Genomic DNA, 14,463 nt, shown 5'->3' on the forward strand with positions numbered 1-14,463 from the left:
TTCTCAGGTATATGCAGATTTGCATTTAGGACAAAGATATATCCTGCAGAGTTCAGGTCGTGATGCATAAACAGTACAGATTACAGAGCCCTCGTCTTTCTCCCTCAAGAATGGACATGCGAGAGGCCTTTTTTCTAGGATTGTATTGTTCAGAAATAATTCATGTTTGTCTGGATCGATTATGACGACCTGTTCAACCCCGGTAATCAGGTATTGAATCCTGAACCTGAATGTATCCTGTTGTTCAATGATGCCAAATACATCGCCCATGTAACTGCAACAATATCCGCATTTACCACATTGACCTGGTGCCATATGTTACCCAGAGGATATCTCCTTAAAAATATTAAACGCAATATGGCTTTTTACTTCCGATAACGCGGCCAGATTTGGTTCGATCTTGAAGACCATATTTATAAGCGCGAATTTTATTCAAGGATGAGTAATTTGAATGGACAAGTGAGCACCAGGATAGATTCTCCCAAGAAAAATTATTCATTTAGAGAAAAGAAGGTCCATACGGAATATGGATTTGTCTGATGATGTCTAATGAGTTATTTATGATTCAGAGATTAGCGGTTATATTTTTTAAAATATAAGGCATTGATCATCATTATTTGTATAAACTTTTTATTGAAATAATTATTATTTACAATTAAAAATTCATTTTACTATAAAAATATAGCAAATTTTATTACTTAATCTAATTATTTAAATTTTGATATTAATCAGATTCATTCAAAAGATTTATGACTGGTGATGAGAAATATCTATGTGCCGAGATTCGAGGTTAACATATGGTAAAAGTAAATGAACTATATGAAATTGAGGTCTTTCCCTCTGACTGGCATGATATTGTGTCCCAGTATAACTCAAACCGGAAAGCTGGCCGTGACACAGTAATTGAGAGGGAGATTGCCGGAAAACCCGTTCAGTGTGTTGTCACCGGTTACGCATGGAGAGAGTCAAGAAAGCCTAATGCTCCCCAGAAACAGAAGATAACAGTCCTGATAAAGGACATCAAAGAAGCGTAGATAACTGCGAATCCATATATTCACATCGCAGTTCAGCCTGCCTTTACACGTCATTTCGTACGCACCAGAAACGTCGTGATCGGAGTAGGATATTCCCGAAATCCATCCGATTTCAAAATGAATCGTAGTGTCTTTTTTTAAGCCCTCTGGTGAGTATACCCTTCGGAAAAAACTATTATTGGCTAGTGCAGACATATTACGGTCATCATATTGTGGGAAAAAAGGGTGGAGGTTTATGCGAATCAGTGCTCGAAACTCAATAAATGGAACTATTATTTCTATTACGAAAGGTGTGGTAAATTCAGAGGTAGTACTTGATATCGGTGACGGTATTCTGGTGACCTCCATAATCAGTACACATGCTGTGGAGAGTCTTGGGCTTAAGGAAGGAGTTCAGGCATTTGCTGTTATTAAATCCAGTGAAGTGATGATTGCTGTGGATTAAGAAAAAAATAATGAATTAGAATGATCTCCCGGATTCAGATCCTGGTGTTTGTTTGATTTGTTTGAATATCATTAAGTAGCGTATTGAGATATTTTTCATCCTCTTCAAGAGAGAATCTGATTATTTCCGGGTGCAGAAGGTTTGCAAAATACTCAAGTGCAAGAATCCATCTAATTCCGGATACCGGGTATTTCTTTGGGATACAATAAACCTGTTCAGTCTCTATTGCTGGTGCTAAAAGGCCTTCAATATGACAATGATGGAGAAAATCGGAGGTATCAGATATCCCCATTCCTAGACAAAGGATTATTTCCGGTTGTAGGGCCATGAACTCCTCCCGGGACAATGGGTGAGGTCGTGATTCTGTATAGCTTATCTGATAGTTGAGAACATCACCTCCGGCTCTTGCAGCGAGGGCCACCTCCATCTTGTCAGGATATGATGCAAGATATGGGTGTGAAAGAGCACAAAATACACGTGGATGCCTGAGGTTAGTTACAAATTTTGTAATCTGTTCAAGCCGTTCTGTGTAAAACCCAAGAAGTGGATGAACCAAATCCTGAGTATCAGCGAACTGGCCAAGTGTTCTGATGTATTCGATGTATCCTTCAGGTGTTGCAAAAAAAGTCTGTAACTTCTCAAGCCAATCTCCAGATAGAATCTGTACCAGAACCCTGCTGACCACCTTTTTATCATAAATCCCAAGTTGATTTAGTGTTCCGGAAACCATGTCCAGGAGAACCGAGGTCCTGTACCCTCCCCTGAATCGAGGTTCATAGCCATCATTTCTATAATATTCCCCGAAAACTGGAATCGTTCTCCCACAGGTGCATTCTGACTGATAGATCCTGTTTGTCAGCCGGGCCCCCATTGGGCCATAAAACGTCCGTTCAATAAGCAGGGTCTTACAATCAGGACAATAAGAACTGAGGTTGTATGTCCCGGGTGTGTTGAAGAGATAAACCCAGTTGAGCCAGGTTTTACACTGAGTGACTAACTTCTCAGCGTCATCTGGTGCAGGTTCACAATCATTATCCGCTCCATTGAATGGAATGAAGCGCATGATATGCAAAGGAATTTCTGCAGATAAATAAGAAAGATGTCTTGCCAGGTTGGTAATTTCATGCTCCCGCCGGGCTTCGAAAACTACTGATACCTCAAGATGAATCCTGGTGTCATGAATGATTTTGATGTTATCAAGCACTTGTTTAACACCACAAGGAGAACCACATGTACGGTACACATCATCTGACAGACCCTTCATTCCAATGTTTACCATATCCAGGTATGGGAGAATTTGCCTGAGAACAGGTGATTCCATACACCCGTTCGATGCACATCCCACCAGTAATCCCTCCTTCTTTAGTGTCTTTGCAGTATTGATTAATGTGTGAAATGAAACTGATGGTTCGTTTAAACAAAAAATGACTCCGAGACATGAATGGTCCCGAACCTGGTTCAGAATCTCATCCGGATCTGCCTTGAGCAGGGCACCAGCAATCAGGTCAGGATCATCGACAAGCATATGTGATACACATCCTGGACATGAAAGATTACAACCAAGAGTTGAAAGGAGCAAATATCTTCCTCCCGGAGTATAGTGAAGGAAGGGGACCGTCTCAATTGCACTAGGCCAAAGTGCCAGGTACTTATCAGCAAACCGCTCATGCAGGATTCCATTTGCGCAGGTTTGCATCCTGCACTTGCCAGTTTTTCCTTCAGAAATCTGGCAAAAATGCCCACAAATTTGGCATTCCATAATAAAAAAGAAAAAGTTATGGAGAGGAGGGTTTATTCAGAGTAACCGGTGTCTTGTCTGCAAGTAATGCAGCGACATCCTTATCTGTAAGGGTAAGCCGGTAGAATTTCTGATAAAACTCCTTGATTTCTGAGGTCAGGTCATTGTGGACATGGTCGGGATACAAGGTATTCTGGAGCCACATCATACCGAGAACATTTTCAGGTACTGGGAGTTCCCAGGCCATGATATATTTAGGCATACGGTATACCTGTTTTTTCTTGACCGCGGTAAGGTCCTTCCATGCCGAATCTGTGAGAATATCAGTCACGTTCTTAGAGTTATATGATAACAGAATGATATCATCTGGATTCCAGTTGTAGATCTGTTCCAGTGTAACCTTGCTATCGCCTCCCACAACGCCCTGTGCAACATTGTATCCACCAGCAATACCCAATGACTTTGCTTCGTACCAGTCATCACCCAGTGTTGACAATGGCTCCCTCTGACCGAAGTATACTTTTGCCCGGTTTACATCAGTATAGTCAGCAACATTCTTTTCCAGTTCGTCAACTTTTCCGTTGTAATAGGAAATGAATTCCTCTGCTTCTTTCTCTTTGCCGGTGATCTTACCGATCATCTCGTAACTCTTCATAAGAGTATCAGGTGATTCCACATCAACAACAGCAACCGGAATGCCTGTTGCGGCAATATCTTCATTAACTTTCGAATATGCCTTGTCAGAGATAACAAGTTCAGGCTTAAGAGCAATTAACTGCTCAAGATTTACATTTGTCTTACATCCTGCATTTGGAAGTTTACCAAGGTTATTTTCTGTTTCATTTACCTTGTTTCTATCTGCAGGTCCGACACATGTTCCGACCAGTTTGTTGTCAGCACCTATAACAAAGAAGAATTGGCTTGTAAAAGGATCCACCGTTACAATCCTGTTGACATTTGCTGGAAATTGAATCGTATTTCCCGCCAGATCGGTGATCGTTTTGTTTTCAGCAAAGGAAACTACCGGGAATACTAAAAGCGCAATTAATAATCCACATAGTAAAAGTTTGAAATTTGTACCCATACATTGCACTCCATTGGTCATGGATGACCACATTACTGTTGGGAATATTTAACTAAAATAGTTATGTGGTTTATCGAGTAAAGTTAATTCAGTTTATTATTCATTTGTGCCTTAAGAATATGTGTTTCAGATACTGTATCGATTTCTGAATTAAAACAAGTGGATACCAATCAGGTTTTTCAGAATCAGGTATGGTTGAAAGAAAACCATGAAAATAGTCCTCAATTCCGATTGATATTTCTGGAAGACTTTCAACAACGATAACCGGGCTCTTAAGGATTCCACTGATTTGTAGACCTTCATGATTAGAGATACAATAAGTAGGAGAGAGATATTGCCAGCCAGTATTTTCATAACTTCCTTGTGAGAGTGCATACAAGACCTCCCTGGTAACCGGGCTGGACAAGAGGTATTCTGTTTTTACTCGTCCATCAGAGAGAACTGGCTGGGTTCTGACTGATACAATCTCCATACATAGGTCATATGTTATGAGAGTTCTTGAAAGTGAGGGATGAACAGGGTGTATTCACCTGAATTCAGACCTGCGGTGTATGGGCGGGACCCATGTTTTTCAGGTAATCCGGTATCTCTATATATGTCATTGCAACACAATTCAGAAGTAGTTCGGGTGGATTGTATGTATCTCCAACAGAAAAACACCTCTCAAATATCAGGTACATCCTGGGCAGAGCAATGGACTCGCCTAAAGGAGAGACATATCCGGTCGATACATACAAACAATCAAAAGACCTTCTGGGATGATCCCGACAATGTCAGCATGTATCTTGAGAATATCCAGGGGGATTACTCAAAGATGGTGGATGAACAACTCAGAATTATTGATGCCCCACCTGGATGTTCTGTGCTGGATATCGGATCAGGACCTGGGACTCTTGCGGTTCCTCTGGCTAAACAGGGCTGTAATGTAACTGTTATTGAGCAGGCCCCCCTCATGTGCCAGGCTCTTGAAGAATACAGGATTCAACAGGATGTTCCTCTGATAAAGATAATAAACCGGCCGTGGGAGGATGTTACCTGTGATGAACTTCGGGGTCTGTTTGATCTGATAATATCTTCGTTCTCCCTCACCATGACAGATATAGCCGGAACCATCAGGATGATTCAACGAATCTCATCAGGAAGAGTCTACCTGTTCTGGTTCCTTACTCTTCCATCCTGGGCTCAAATGATGCAGGATCTCTGGCCTGAACTCCATGGCAGGGAATATTATCCTACTCCACTTGCAGACTGTCTCTGGAATGTCCTGTATGAAATGGGAATTTATGCAAATCTTGAGGTCATGGAACCGGCTCCACCAGTTTTCTATGAGTCAGTTGTGCAGGCTGCCAGGACTATTGCAAAGCAGTTTGAATGTACTGAAGAATGGCAGGATAAAATAATACATGAGTATTTGACCAAAAACGTCAGTATCACGCCTGATGGAAGGATACTGGCAGGAGGAGAGCATCGAAGCGCGACAATCTGGTGGGATAATCACCGGTTATAACTAAAAAAAAGAAGATGTCTGATACACTCAAATATTTCCGCCCTGAAAACTGGTTTCATTTTTCTGTTTGAATGCATTTTCGATCAGATCTTTTGAGAAGACATCCGGGACTGTACCGTTTTTTGCATATAGGTAAAGGGCTGTATTATATATTCCCTGCATGGCGTTAACCATAACAAAGAGTACTATCAGGATAAGGAGGTATAAAGAGACTGCAGCAATAATGAGTTCCCCAACTCCTGTAAGCATCAAAAGAAACACAGGGATTAGAGCAATAAGCGCTATCAATACAAATATAAGGGCAATACCTCCCTGACCAACAACGGTTTCTCCCCATGTTCGCTTAAAGAGTGATGCTGACTCTTTGATTGACTCAATGGCCCCCCGGTTTTCAATGATCATTATCGGAACCACAAAGAAGGTCAGAAGACTCCATGCGACTCCGATTAGAGATGAGATAATCTGGGCAACAAAATTATTATTATCTCTGATTATCTGAAGAACAAGCCCAATTGTTGCAGATATAAATGCCCATACAAAAATCTGTATGATGTTTTGTTTTGCGGCTGATATTCCGTCTGAAAACGTGGGGTCACCCCCTGTTAATCTGATATGTGCACAGGCTACAAGACCCGCGTTGAAGAAGATAACCACGAAATAAGTGATCAAGTAAAAGAGGAATATGCCAACGTACACCAGTGGGGAACTGTGATTCTTGGTATCAAGACCTACTCCCATGAGAACAGCAGGAATGAGAAACGATGCAGCAATTATGATGCAGACAATTCCAGACAGAACCGGGAATAACAGGAGTTCTTTATCCTTTTTGATTACTCCCCAACTCGCTTTTATCAGAGCGATACTTCTGCCAATCGATTCGAACATACTATAGATTCACTAAAATTCTATATAATATGCTCCATCCCCAAAAAATTGGTATGAATATAATATCCATGATTCTGCAACAAAAAGCAATTAGAGATTTCAAAATCCGCTTATTTTTCTAATATTAATATTATGTAATTAACGATTTCCTTTTATCTATATGAAATCCATAATTAACCTGTATTTCGGAGTGCTATTATGAAGATGAATGTATCGTATCTTGCAGTCGGGCTCATGCTGCTTCTTCTTGCAGTTCAGATCGGCTGTGTTTCAGCTGCAGACACAAATCAGACTGGCCTGACAATCTTTGCAGCTGCATCCCTTACTGGTGTGGTTGGTGACCTCGATAAGACGTTTGAGGCTTCACACCCTGGGATTACTATCACACCCAACTTTGACAGTTCTGCAACACTTGAAACCCAGATTAAAGAGGGCGCTTCTGCTGACCTCTTCCTTCCTGCAAGTGACTCTAACATCAACAACCTGATCAAGGTCAACCTGATTAGCAAAGATGATGTCACACCCTACGCAACCAACAAACTTGCACTTATTGTTCCAGCAGATAACCCCGCTGGTATCACCGGACTTGCTGACCTTGCAAAGCCAGGTGTAAAGATTGTAAGTGAGACTAAGGATGTTCCTGTCCGTAAGTACACCGAGCAGATGCTGAATAAGACCGTCAACGACACTGCCTATGGTCAGGCATTTGTTGATGCATTTAAGAAGAACGTCATCTCTGAAGAGACCAACGTCGCTGGTGCAACCACCAAGGTTTCCCTCGGTGAAGCAGACGCAGGAATCACCTACTACTCAGATGTCTCAAAAGAACTTGCTGATAAGATAAAGATCATCGAGATTCCTGAAAACCTCAATGTAGTAGCAAAGTACAATGCAGGTATTCTCACAGAAGCAAAGCAAAAGGATCTTGCAAAAGATTACGTAAAACTGCTGACTTCTGATGAAGGAAAGACTGCACTGAAAGAGTACAAGTTCAGCCCGGTATAAGATAACTCAAAAACCGGTTGAAAAGGCAGAAGATAGATAATCATCTGCCGACTTTTTCTTTTCTTGAAAAATTAATTATTGCACTTGAATGCTTTGATTATTCAATAATGCTGCTCTTTGCACCGATAATACGCTCTGGTGATGTATAGATATTCATTTTTCCACCTCTGATGAATCCGATGATGGTAAGCCCGGTTGCTTGTGCCATTTCTATCGCAAGTGAGGTTGTAGCTCCCCGGGATGCTATCATAGGAATACCTGCAAGTATACACTTTCGTGACATTTCTGAAGATATCCTGCCAGATATCAGGACACAGGTCCGGGTAAGGTCCCAATTAGTCCGGAGTGCATATCCGATTACCCGGTCGAGAGCGTTGTGTCGTCCGATATCTTCAGTCTTTGTTATCATCGTGTTACTGCTGACAAGACCAACGACATGAATCCCTCCGGTTCTGATGTGAAGATCAGAGTCCAGAACCAACTTCAACGCCTGATGGATCCATACCGGATCCATTCGAACATCAGATGTGATCAACGGTAGTTTGTTTATGTCAAGAAACGAAGAATCGCCTCCACAACCTGATAATATGGTCTTTTTGCCCTCCCTGATGGCAACTTTTCCAGTTGTAAGAACTCGAATCGTCTGTTTCTCTATCTGTAATGATTCGATGTCATCTACCTGTTTGATCATCCCTTCAGTGTAGAGGTATCCTACAACAAAGTCTTCAAGCCGGCTGGGGCTTGTCATGACATTGAGAATCTGCCTGCCATTGACCCACAGGGCATATGGGGCTTCAATAACGACTTCATGATTAGAAGTAGAAAAAGCGTGATCTATCTCTTTTATACAGGGAACGGTTATCGATAATTCTTCTGTCATTACAACTCCAAGTATTGATGATTAGCGATATACCAGTATTGTATGGATTATATATTTTACTTCAGAATGCGGTAAAAAGTTACAATAACTATGATTAAATGTGGCAAATTTATATACATCAGCGAAAATTTGGAATTATTATATGACAGGGGGTATAATTTCCTTTCACTTCATCATCAGTATAAAAAACACGAGGATTCTCCTGTAATTTTTCTCTTTACCTGATTGTAACAAACGCATAACAAGAAAGTGTGCTTTCAATCCTTGTTTTGCGAAATTAATACTGATTATTTGGAATCATTTTGAGGATATATCCATATATTCCGCTTAAAATTATAGGTATCCCATAATCCATTCATGATTATTACAGATTGCGGCATTAATCGGATGGTAAAAGGTCATTCATGTCAATTGTGAAACCGAATCAGAATTATATATTTTGAATTCGCAGATAACCATGTTCCTCGGTTCGTATCATTTATCCCATGGTGTTTGTTATGAAAGAAGTACTGAATTTTCATAATGTAGAAGTTCATCACGTAAAAGAGACACGTCAAAAACCATCCGATGATATCCAATTATCTCAATGGACAAACTTTTCTATTCCACGTAACTTAATAGACACATCTCCGTTTTTTATTTTTGCTAACGGCGAGTTGATAAAGAAAAATTGCAAACCACCTCCAGATGCTGATCTTACCCTGCCACATACTAATTCTGAATAATACTGTCACACACGTGGGGATATCATGCAATTAAAGAAAATATAAAGAAATTGGTGAATGACAAGATTTGGATTGATTGATGAAAGTATGGCACTTATTGTGGAGTTGAAATCATTATGTTTCTTGATAATATCAGAATCAGCAATAAACTGATTGGTAGTTTTTTACTAATCGCTGTAATTGTGGGTATAGTTGCAGTGCTTGGTTATACAAACATGGAAACGATCAATAAAGGATCGACAGCCATGTATTCAGACCACCTTATCCCAATTCAGGATTTGGGCCTGGTGTCATCTACGATATATCAAATAAGGGGAGATTTTTACAAATATGTTCTCATTCCACAGGAACAGGCAAACACTCAAAAAATACTAGAGAAAAATGTTGCCACTGTTAATTCCATAATCGGTTCATATCGGAATCTACACATCAGCAATGCGCAGAATGTAGAACTTCAGAAGTTTGATTCATTATGGGCCCGGTATCAACAATTATTAAAAGATAACAAGGCACTCTGGGATTCAGGGCAAAAAGACGCGGTACTTGAATCATTAACAACCGGTGAATTACAGAGAGTCAGGAAAGATATGGGTGCCTCAATCGATAACCTCACTCAGATAAGTAAGGATGAAGCAGAAACGATTAAATCAGAATCTGATGCGACATTTGTTCAGTCCTCATTCCTTATCACAGTAGCCGGAATCATTGGGGTGCTTGCAGCCCTTATTTTAGGAATAGTCATTAGTAAAGGAATTGTCGGACCTCTTAACCGAACTGTAGAAATGATTCTGGAAATGGGGAAAGGACATCTAGGCATGAGATTGTCAATGAACCGGAAAGACGAAATAGGAATAATGGCGGATGCTATGGATACCTTTGCCACTGATCTTCAGACACGTGTTATTCACCGTATGCAATTGATAGCAGTAGGAGAAAAAGTCCAGGATATTCCTCCATATGATGAAAAGGATGAGATTTCCCCTGCTCTCAATCAGATGATCAGTACACTCAATGCATTGCTTGATCAGATGGGTATCCTGATTGGAAATGCAAAAGAAGGGAAACTTCAGACAAGGGGAGATCCAGATCACTTCATCGGAATATATCGGGAACTCGTTAATGGTATTAATCAGATGCTTGATGCTATTACCATTCCACTGAATGAAACGCTTCATGTTGCTGAAGAATATGCAAATGTAAACTTCAACGCCCGATTCAATGACACCTATGAGGTGAATGGGGATCTTCTTGAACTCAAACTCAAATTGAATAAAATCGGGGAACATGTAGGTAAGGAATTAAAAGCACTCATCCTTGAGATCACAGATCAGGTTGAGAACCTTACCAAATCAGCAGAATCATCTGCTGCAACAGTTGAACAGCTTGCAGCCGGTGCAGATACAATCGCTCAGAATGTTGAAAATGTTCAGTTAAATGCTGATCTAACTAATAAATCAGTTCAACAGGTCCTCACAGCAATGGAAGAGTTATCTACATCTGTCTCCACCGTGGCGGTAAAAGTGGATTCCGTTTCCAAGCTCAGTCAGGATGCAGATAGAACATCGACACAGGGAGTAGAAAAAGCAGCGATTGCAGAGGATGGTATTCATTCAATAACCGGATCCGTAAATGATGTTGGACATATTATATCAGAAATTAAGGGGCAAATGATTGAGATCGGTAAAATCGTTGAGATCATTAGTGGTATTGCAGACCAGACAAACTTGCTTGCGTTAAATGCAGCCATTGAAGCTGCCAGGGCGGGAGATGCTGGTATGGGTTTTGCAGTGGTAGCAAATGAGGTCAAAACATTGGCACAAGATTCTCAGAAATCAGCAGAAAATATCGCCAATATTATATCCCTGCTTCAATCACAATCAGAAAAAGCAGCAACAGCAATGAACCTCGCTGAGCAAGAAGTGAAGAAAGGTTCTGCTGCAATAACCGACACTATTACATTCTTTAGATCTATCGCAAATCAAACACAACAGATATCGATGTATATAACCGAAGTAGCTGGCTTGTCTGAAGAGGAAGCAGCGGCTGTTCAACAGATCACAGCCAGTGTTTCTGAGGTTAATAAACTATCAATGGCTACAGCAGAGGAAGCAGTGGGAGCTTCAGCAGCATCAGAAGAAGCAGCAGCCGCATTGAAGCAGTTGTCTGATATGCAGGAAATATTGGCAGACGCTTCACAAAAGATTGGTTCATCAATGGTGAGACTCACGGGATAACGACATGTTTATTTAAAAAACAGAAGATGTCGAAATCTAAAAGAATATCATTTTATAAACGATGATAAAAAGGAAAAAACTGGCGGATTATCCACCTCCAAGCAATTCTAAAGTTACTTCATAGGGATTCTAAGGACTTCTCCCATTTTTTGTTTGAAAAGAAAGTATCTGGATGAATCTGTCAGAGTTGATCAAGAGATAGTCTGTCTATAATATCAGGTGCAATTTTTTCTGCCCCTTCTTCTTTCCAGGGTTTTTCATCAGATATCCCATCCGTACATGCATACGCATCGCTTTTTAGATCTTCTTCTGATAACTGGTTAAATGAAGCGGAGACGAACCGATCAGAACTGATGTCATTGACCCACAGGGCATATGAGGCCTCAATGACAACCTCATGATTAGAAGAAGAAAAAGCGTGATCTATCTCTTTTATGTAAAGATGATTATCGATAATTCTTCTGCCATTACAACTCCAGGGATTGGTGAACAACGATATATCAGTATTGTATGCAACCCATATTTAACTGAGAATGCGGGAAAGGTTCGATATAGAAAGCAAAGAAAAAAGAATTAAATTTTTTAATAATATTACTCATAACATTTGCAATAGTTGGGGAAAAGATCATACTGGTACTCTCTTTTTAAATAATCTGGAAAAAATTTCGTTGCAGGGAAAAGAGAGATTTGTGGATTAATGGGTTTCATATTAAAGATAAAAGATGCTTTTTTACTTGACTGTGATATATCCTATTTTCTCAATACTTGCTGACGTTAAACTATTCTGCACCGAGAGCCTGACAGAGTATGTTCCAGGTACCTGGTAGATGTGGGTCAGATTCTGGGATACAGATACATTCCCATCTCCGAGGTCCCATAACCAGGAAGTTGGGTTCCCGGTAGAGAGATCAATGTAAGAAATCTGAACCGGAGCAGAACCGACAGTCCGATCAGCCTCAAAGGACGCTGTGATTTCTCCTGGAACAGGTGTAGGGGTTGGGGATGGGATCTCCCCCGATGTCACTGTTATGGCTTTGTTGAGAGTTGCCATTCCACCGGTCTGATCATTCATTGCTTTCAGTGTCACAGAATAGATACCAGGGGTAGTATAGGTATGGATCGGGTCTCTGTCTGTTGAAGTTCTTCCATCACCAAAGTTCCAGAAAAACGAGGACGGGTTACCCAGCGACTGGTTCGTAAATTCCACCGTCAAGGGAACTGCTCCCCATGTCGTGTTCAGTGTGAAGAAGGCATGAACCTGACCAGGTGTTGGACGACCTGAAGAGGAGATTGTATGGTTTGCGATGATGTTTGAAAAAGTCCAGGAATTCACCGGTCCGACAAGAGTACCGTTTACCGAGACGTTCATAAGGTCAGCCCCCGGTTTTGCCTGGGCAATGTAGGTTGCTATTTGAATACCGGGGATATGATTGATTCCCGTTTGGATGTAGAATCGTCCAGTCATCATGCGATGCATTAATGATCTGGGCTACCCTGACTAGAGGTGCTGTGTCCCAACTGCCTGATCCATCTACTACCTCATAGGGAACTAGAGAGTATCCGGTTTCTTTGGGATCCTGTAGATCTGACCAACCAGATCCCTCTGGGTTGCTCCAATAGTTACCAGCGAGGTATGGTCCTCCTATCACATTGATTCCCGAAACCGGGCCTGTTGGATGATTCCAGGTGAAACATCTCGTACTATCATTCATGAAGATATTCTGATTATTTGCGAGAATATTGTTATAGATGGTGAAATTGCCCGGTTTTGTGTAGGTACCATCAACCAGAATGCCGGCTTTTACACTCTCCCGAATGATGTTGCCGGTCATCGTGACATTATACTGGTTACTGTACGTAGTTCGAATCCCAATGGTATTATTCGTGAGCAGGTTGTCACTTACCGAATTGTTTAGACGTGATCTGATCATTATTCCGGCTTGATAGTTGTCATATATCGTATTTCCAATGACCCGTGCGCTGGGTTCACAAGAATATATGCCATACATACCATTCTCATAAGCAACATTTCCGGAGATATTAGAATAATATCCATACCCACAATCTCTAGGATCTATTCCACCGCAATCACCTCCTCCTGCCATGATACCATATACATTGTTCCGAAATGCACGGTTTCCATACACGAGTGAGCTGTCTCCTCCGGTATATATCCCCATACGTTTGTTCAGGAAAGCTGTATTGTTCATTATTACGCAATTCCTGCCGTAATGCGGTGTAGAATAAATTCCATTACTGTTCAGGTATGCTGTATTGTTCACGATCGTTCCATATGCTCCTCCAACATATATCCCCGTATAGCCATTATCAGAGACGGTATTACCATTGACCAGTGAATTGTTTCCATCAAGCCTCATACCGTAATAAAAATCGGATATTTTGCTAAAGTTGATGATTGTTGTGTGATGTGAACCCTCCTTTCCCATTATACCGATTTCAGATGATCCGGTCAGGTTTTTTCCGTTACCATCAAGTGTTATGCCTGTTCCCTGGATCAGAATACCATACTCATATGGTGATGAGTTGAGATCATCGGTGAGATAATACGAACCTGATTCATTAATGATCACTTCACCGCTGGAATATGATCCAAGAAATGTATAATTCGTCCCGTTATACCCAGGCACAAGAGCCGTATGGTTTGATAATCCATCTGCTGATACTATTGCCACTCCACTGGAGAGCAGGAAAGAACCTAAAACAAGGACAAATATGAACCCCCCGCAATACCCGGTTTTATCATCGGTTTGAACATAATCTTTCATCATACCTACACCAATCCCCCACATTGTGGTAACAATGGATAGGTTATTAAACACCTTTATTGTTTTGTTATTATTTCTGTAAAAAAATGAAATGAAGTTTTATAAATCATCAAAAAAATATCTGGCTCTCTCTATAGTTG

Annotated in this window: 15 protein-coding genes; 6 read left to right on the forward strand and 9 right to left on the reverse strand. The window is 40.9% G+C overall.

The genetic code is table 11. The annotated features are described in order from the left end of the window. Nucleotides 1–3: 3 nt before the first annotated feature. Nucleotides 4–315, reverse strand: a complete 312-nt coding sequence (locus tag DK846_RS10790) for a YkgJ family cysteine cluster protein (protein WP_109968963.1) — start codon at nt 313–315, stop codon at nt 4–6. A gap of 482 nt (nt 316–797) precedes the next feature. On the opposite strand from DK846_RS10790, the gene DK846_RS10795 reads away from it, so the two are divergent. Then, nucleotides 798–1,034 carry a hypothetical protein gene (locus DK846_RS10795; protein WP_109968964.1) on the forward strand — a complete coding sequence of 79 codons (237 nt, stop codon included), beginning with the start codon at nt 798–800 and terminating at the stop codon, nt 1,032–1,034. 235 nt (nt 1,035–1,269) lie between these two features. Beyond that, entirely contained in the window at nt 1,270–1,479 is a 210-nt protein-coding gene (locus DK846_RS10800; protein ID WP_109968965.1) for a TOBE domain-containing protein, read from the forward strand. 34 nt (nt 1,480–1,513) lie between these two features. Here the strand turns inward: DK846_RS10800 and DK846_RS10805 are convergent, their stop codons facing one another. The 3 genes from DK846_RS10805 to DK846_RS10815 all read right to left on the reverse strand — a co-directional run bounded on the left by DK846_RS10805 (nt 1,514) and on the right by DK846_RS10815 (nt 4,773). Beyond that, nucleotides 1,514–3,175, reverse strand: a complete 1,662-nt coding sequence (locus tag DK846_RS10805; protein ID WP_181391734.1) for a radical SAM protein — start codon at nt 3,173–3,175, stop codon at nt 1,514–1,516. 79 nt (nt 3,176–3,254) lie between these two features. Then, entirely contained in the window at nt 3,255–4,301 is a 1,047-nt protein-coding gene (locus DK846_RS10810) for an ABC transporter substrate-binding protein (protein ID WP_181391735.1), read from the reverse strand. Nucleotides 4,302–4,401: 100 nt separating this feature from the next. Continuing rightward, nucleotides 4,402–4,773 (reverse strand): hypothetical protein, encoded by a 372-nt coding sequence (locus DK846_RS10815; RefSeq protein ID WP_109968968.1) that lies wholly within the window; start codon nt 4,771–4,773, stop codon nt 4,402–4,404. A gap of 165 nt (nt 4,774–4,938) precedes the next feature. Between DK846_RS10815 and DK846_RS10820 the strand changes: the two genes are divergently transcribed. Next, nucleotides 4,939–5,808 carry a class I SAM-dependent methyltransferase gene (locus DK846_RS10820; RefSeq protein ID WP_181391736.1) on the forward strand — a complete coding sequence of 290 codons (870 nt, stop codon included), beginning with the start codon at nt 4,939–4,941 and terminating at the stop codon, nt 5,806–5,808. A gap of 27 nt (nt 5,809–5,835) precedes the next feature. On the opposite strand, the gene DK846_RS10825 is transcribed toward DK846_RS10820, so the two are convergent. Further along, nucleotides 5,836–6,693: a DUF6159 family protein gene (locus DK846_RS10825; protein ID WP_109968970.1), complete on the reverse strand. Its 858-nt coding sequence runs from the start codon at nt 6,691–6,693 to the stop codon at nt 5,836–5,838. Nucleotides 6,694–6,891: 198 nt separating this feature from the next. On the opposite strand from DK846_RS10825, the gene modA reads away from it, so the two are divergent. Then, nucleotides 6,892–7,698 (forward strand): molybdate ABC transporter substrate-binding protein, encoded by an 807-nt coding sequence (gene modA / locus DK846_RS10830; RefSeq protein WP_109968971.1) that lies wholly within the window; start codon nt 6,892–6,894, stop codon nt 7,696–7,698. A gap of 97 nt (nt 7,699–7,795) precedes the next feature. Here modA and fdhD read toward each other — a convergent pair whose 3' ends face one another. Continuing rightward, a complete protein-coding gene (gene fdhD / locus DK846_RS10835; RefSeq protein ID WP_109968972.1) occupies nt 7,796–8,578 on the reverse strand; it encodes a formate dehydrogenase accessory sulfurtransferase FdhD in 783 nt (260 codons plus the stop codon). Between the two features lie 497 nt (nt 8,579–9,075). Here fdhD and DK846_RS10840 point away from each other — a divergent pair, with 497 nt between their 5' ends. Both DK846_RS10840 and DK846_RS10845 read left to right on the forward strand, forming a co-directional pair. Beyond that, nucleotides 9,076–9,303 carry a hypothetical protein gene (locus DK846_RS10840; protein WP_146201202.1) on the forward strand — a complete coding sequence of 76 codons (228 nt, stop codon included), beginning with the start codon at nt 9,076–9,078 and terminating at the stop codon, nt 9,301–9,303. Nucleotides 9,304–9,419: 116 nt separating this feature from the next. After that, nucleotides 9,420–11,537 (forward strand): HAMP domain-containing methyl-accepting chemotaxis protein, encoded by a 2,118-nt coding sequence (locus DK846_RS10845; protein WP_109968974.1) that lies wholly within the window; start codon nt 9,420–9,422, stop codon nt 11,535–11,537. A 181-nt stretch (nt 11,538–11,718) separates the two neighbouring features. Here DK846_RS10845 and DK846_RS10850 read toward each other — a convergent pair whose 3' ends face one another. The 3 genes from DK846_RS10850 to DK846_RS10860 form a co-directional block, all read right to left on the reverse strand. Continuing rightward, nucleotides 11,719–12,030 carry a hypothetical protein gene (locus DK846_RS10850; protein WP_109968975.1) on the reverse strand — a complete coding sequence of 104 codons (312 nt, stop codon included), beginning with the start codon at nt 12,028–12,030 and terminating at the stop codon, nt 11,719–11,721. A gap of 237 nt (nt 12,031–12,267) precedes the next feature. Continuing rightward, nucleotides 12,268–13,005, reverse strand: a complete 738-nt coding sequence (locus tag DK846_RS10855; protein WP_245926527.1) for a PKD domain-containing protein — start codon at nt 13,003–13,005, stop codon at nt 12,268–12,270. Continuing rightward, nucleotides 12,911–14,326 carry a NosD domain-containing protein gene (locus tag DK846_RS10860; protein WP_181391738.1) on the reverse strand — a complete coding sequence of 472 codons (1,416 nt, stop codon included), beginning with the start codon at nt 14,324–14,326 and terminating at the stop codon, nt 12,911–12,913. Before DK846_RS10860 ends, DK846_RS10855 begins: the two co-directional genes overlap by 95 nt. Nucleotides 14,327–14,463: the final 137 nt, after the last annotated feature.

It is taken from the genome of Methanospirillum lacunae, assembly GCF_003173355.1.
GTDB classification, from domain to species: Archaea; Halobacteriota; Methanomicrobia; order Methanomicrobiales; family Methanospirillaceae; genus Methanospirillum; species Methanospirillum lacunae.